Origin of the sequence: Peribacillus sp. NPDC096447 (genome assembly GCF_044762725.1) — a bacterium.
Classification (GTDB): domain Bacteria; phylum Bacillota; class Bacilli; order Bacillales; family DSM-1321; genus Peribacillus.
Genome location: NZ_JBIWEV010000025.1, coordinates 1 through 3,342 on the forward strand (window position 1 = coordinate 1; position 3,342 = coordinate 3,342).

The 3,342-nt window shown below is 33.5% G+C and carries 3 protein-coding genes; all 3 read right to left on the bottom strand.

What is annotated here, in order from left to right; genetic code table 11:
• Window positions 1-396: 396 nt before the first annotated feature.
• Entirely contained in the window at window positions 397-1,800 is a 1,404-nt protein-coding gene (gabP, locus tag ACIQZD_RS26115; RefSeq protein ID WP_402907795.1) for a GABA permease, read from the bottom strand.
• A gap of 552 nt (window positions 1,801-2,352) precedes the next feature.
• The gene (locus tag ACIQZD_RS26120; protein ID WP_402907798.1) at window positions 2,353-2,568 is read right to left on the bottom strand and encodes a hypothetical protein; all 216 of its coding nucleotides are present in this window, start codon (window positions 2,566-2,568) and stop codon (window positions 2,353-2,355) included.
• A gap of 272 nt (window positions 2,569-2,840) precedes the next feature.
• Entirely contained in the window at window positions 2,841-3,122 is a 282-nt protein-coding gene (locus ACIQZD_RS26125; protein WP_402907801.1) for a DinB family protein, read from the bottom strand.
• Between the last annotated feature and the right edge of the window lie 220 nt (window positions 3,123-3,342).

Below are 3,342 nucleotides of genomic sequence, written 5' to 3' on the forward strand. Positions count from 1 at the left end.
ATTTGGCATGCACAAATTTAGTATAGCATGAAATATTTTAAGTTTTCATTGAAAAATGTTGACTAACTATTAGCTGGTTTAGTTCCATAAGAAAAGGAGCTGCTGATCAGCTCCTGGTAATGAAGTAAAGCACCCATTAATTTAATAAAATAAACTTACGTACTAATTTGTAATAAACATAAAAAATTGAAAATAAGCAAATAAATAACTAACGCCAGTCCAAATAATATTCCATTCATTCCTGTATACTATTTTCTCTAGACACACTAGTATGTACTCTCCAAAGGTTGTAACTAAAGTAAAAACCTAATCTATTTCTAAGGTTTTTCCTTGATTGGAAGATAACTAAACTGACTTATTACATTATTTATGCAACACTAGTGTGTGAAAATGTATTTATAAATTCCTTTCTATACCACTAATAACATTTTTTTCACTCACTTCAGTTTCAACTTTTGGCTTAAATATGAGATAAGATGCTATGATTATGGCTGTAATTAATCCTGTCAAAAGAAGCTGAGATCTCATAGACTCGATAAAAGCCATTGATATTAGAATGAACAAAATTCCGGTAATAGTAAGATACGTTAAGTAAGGATACAGCCACATTTTAAGTTTAAGAGCTTCGGGATTCTCTCGCTCCATTTTTCGGCGCATCCGCAATTGAGAGACTGCAATAACTAAATACACAAGTAGTGCAATGGCTCCGGAAGAGTTTACTAGAAATAAAAAGACAGTGTCTGGTGAAAAATAATTCATTACTACAGCTATATAAGAGAAGAAAGTTCCAGCTAGAATAGCATTCCGCGGTACTCCTTTTTTAGTTAATTTCATAAACCTTTTCGGAGCTTCTCCTCTTTGAGCTAATGAGTATAACATTCTAGAAGTGGTGTAAAGGCCAGAGTTAAGGCAGGATAAAACAGCAGTTAAAACGATAAAGTTCATAATTTGTGCTGCTGCAGGGACTCCAATATGATCTAAAACAGCAACGAACGGACTGGTTAAAATGCTAGCAGAATTCCATGGTAGGAGAGTAACAACTACTGTTATTGAACCAATATAAAAGACAAGAATTCTCCAAACTACAGAATTTGTTGCCTTCGTGACAGATTCTCTCGGGTTTGAAGACTCTCCTGCAGCTATAGCTACAATTTCCGTACCCATAAAGGAAAATATGACAATTACTATACCTAGTAGAACAGATCCAAAGCCATTCGGCATAAATCCGCCATTTCCTGTAAGATTGGCTAGTCCCACTGACCCAGTACTTGGTGCAAGTCCGAAAATAAAGGAAAAACCAACTAGAAGGAATAAAATAATACTGACAACTTTGATTAAGGAAAACCAGTACTCAAATTCACCAAATGATTTAACTGAAAAAACATTTGTCAATGTTAATAATACAGTGAGAATTAGGCTAGTCAGCCAAAGAGGAATATCGCTAAACCAATATTGCATGATTGCAGCGCCTGCTATTGCTTCAATGGCAATAACGACTACCCAGAAAAACCAATAAAGCCAGCCAATCGTAAACCCTGCCCATGTTCCAATGGCATCATGGGCATACTGGGAAAAGGATCCACTAGTTGGATTAACAGTAGCCATTTCTCCCAGCATTCTCATAACAAAAATGACAATTAAACCGGCAAGAGAGTAGGAAATAATCGCCCCCGGCCCAGTAGCATTAATAACAGCGCCACTTCCAATAAACAACCCTGCACCAATTACCCCAGCAATAGCAATCATACTCATATGACGTGTCTTTAATCCCTGCTGAAGACTTTTATCCTGGTCTACCATAAAATGCCCCCCTTATAGTTGTTTAATTTGTTACATTTTTTAATATTTGGTTTATATTAACATGAAGGCGTTTAATTTACATTGGACAAAGAATATAAAAAATTAGAAAATAATATAACATAATGTCGAATTATTCAGATAATTATAGCGTTCTATGCTAGGCTAACGCTGTAAATTTTGGCTAATTGTATAAAATGGGAGTATTTAAATGACTATCGCTATCTATCTCTCTGTTCGTGATTTACCTTTTATTTTAACAACAGAATTAAAAAAGTGAGTTTTTTCCTCCTCTACTTACTTACTTACTTACTTACTTACTTACTTACTTACTTACTTACTTACTTACTTACTTACTTACTTACTTACTTACTTACTTACTTACTTACCAGTACCCCTAGTCCTCCATGAAGTAAAGCACCCGTTAGTTTAAGTACAATCCTTCACAAACTACTTTGGAATAAGAAAAAGAGGAGCCAAAGCTACCTCCATTGTTCAAATCAACCTCTCTATAGTTTAAGTACAAATCCCCCATTTTTATTAATGTTTTATTTATTAATAACAATAGATAATACTTACAAATTGTTTTTCAATCAATTCCAACGTATCATCAGAATAGAAATATCGGTTTTCTTGTAATTCTTCTAACCATTCCTTAACCATTTTATTATTAAGGGTAGGTCTCCCATTTAAAACAAATTCCTCAATATCAGTTAAAGTAATTGATGAAAAATAACCCAATGTAAACTCAGCAAAATCTCTTATATTCACTATAACGCACCTTCCTTTACCATAGTTCCTTAAATTATTATAATACAATCTTTAATGAACTAAACTGCCCCGATAGTTCCATACAAAAAAGCTGCCCTTAAAGACAGCTCCGATCGTCAGCTAACGCACCCGTTAGTTCTATAAGAAAAGCGAAACTTCTTCAAGAATCGCGCCCGATTGCGGAAGATTGATTATATACTTTATTATAGATAAGCACCCTATCCTTCACAGATTTGAAGTATAGGACCCATAAAAAAACTCTTAATAACCTATCATCCAAAGGATTTAGACAATTTTACATCTTTTATTTGTTCAATATGTCTTTGCTCGTGTAAGTACAGTAATTCAATCCATTGTTCTAAAGATAATTCACCAAATGCAGGATGGTTCGATACTTTTTTAGATAGGATAGACTTATCATCAATTGCACGAAGTATATTTAATAAATTTTCTCTTGATTCAGTTAAAAAATTCAAAATGATTTCAACATCTAAAGGGTCTTCAAATGGTTTAGCAATTTCTGGTGATTCAAATTTTTGGGATCTATCAGATATTGATTATTCTTCCACTAAACTTCGTCTTTATTTTAATTATATTTCTTCGTAATCTCCATTTATCTTACTAAGCGTTACTAAACAATCTGGCACAATTGTTGAATAAAGATCAAACAGCACTCTTCAACTATCCTGCCCCTTTCGTATTATAAGGTCAGCCAGATATTTCTGGTTGAACAATTTTTATATCGATATATGATAACGGTAGCTGGGGTAGAAC

Excerpts from the sequence above, each read along its gene's own strand:
- gabP (WP_402907795.1), bottom strand. The coding sequence starts at position 1,800 with ATGGTAGACCAGGATAAAAGTCTTCAGCAGGGATTAAAGACACGTCAT.